This is a genomic window from Desulfobacula phenolica (assembly GCF_900105645.1).
GTDB lineage: Bacteria > Desulfobacterota > Desulfobacteria > Desulfobacterales > Desulfobacteraceae > Desulfobacula > Desulfobacula toluolica.
Map to the genome: position 1 here is coordinate 1 of NZ_FNLL01000053.1, position 1,143 is coordinate 1,143.

Consider the following 1,143-nt stretch of genomic DNA (forward strand, 5'->3'; position numbering starts at 1 on the left):
TTTTATTCCCAAGTACTGCGGAACACGAGAAATTCTGTGGGAATTTGCGAGGACCATCTCGTAAGGCTAAATACGACTTGACAACCGATAGCGTACCAGTACCGTGAGGGAAAGGTGAAAAGTACCCCTGTTAGGGGAGTGAAATAGTACCTGAAACCGTTTGCTTACAAGCAGTGGGAGCTTTAATTTATTAGAGTGACCGCGTGCCTTTTGCATAATGAGTCAGCGAGTTACTTAATGCAGCCAGGTTAAGCCGAGAGGTGTAGCCGTAGCGAAAGCGAGTCTTAATAGGGCGACCAGTTGCATTGAGTAGACCCGAAACCAGGTGATCTATCCATGTCCAGGGTGAAGCGAGAGTAAAATCTCGTGGAGGCCCGAACCGTCACAGGTTAAAAACTGTTCGGATGAGGTGTGGATAGGGGTGAAAGGCCAAACAAACCTGGAGATAGCTGGTTCTCTTCGAAATATATTTAGGTATAGCCTTATAAGTTTCTTGCCGGAGGTAGAGCACTGGATGGGCTAGGGGTCTCACCAGATTACCAAACCTAACCAAACTCCGAATACCGGTAAGTTAGATTATAGGAGTCAGCCCGCGGGAGCTAAGTTCCGCGGACGAGAGGGAAACAACCCAGACCGCCAGCTAAGGTCCCCAAATCTATGCTAAGTGGGGAAGGATGTGGGAATGCCCAGACAACCAGGAGGTTGGCTTAGAAGCAGCCATCCTTTAAAGAAAGCGTAATAGCTCACTGGTCGAGTGGATCTGCGCCGAAAATGTATCGGGGCTAAAGTATAGTACCGAAGCTGCGGAATAGACTTAATTTATTAAGTCGATTGGTAGAAGAGCGTTGTGCCGTCGCAGAATCGTGGTCGTGAGACCATGTGGAGATTGCACAAGTGACCATGCTGACATGAGTAGCGATAAAGCGGGTGAGAGGCCCGCTCGCCGTAAGCCCAAGGTTTCCTGAGTAAAGCTAATCTGCTCAGGGTTAGTCGATCCCTAAGGCGAGGCCGAAAGGCGTAGTCGATGGAAAACAGATTAATATTTCTGTACCACCCAGTTGTTGTTTGAGAGAAGGGGGGACGCAGGAGGGCAAGTCATCCGTCTGTTGGAATAGGCGGTTTAAGCTCGTAGGCTGAAGATCC

At 49.2% G+C, this 1,143-nt stretch carries 1 rRNA gene; it reads left to right on the forward strand.

Annotated features, from left to right (window positions below):
* Positions 1–1,143: ribosomal RNA gene (locus BLT94_RS21735) — 23S ribosomal RNA — on the forward strand; the annotation flags it as partial.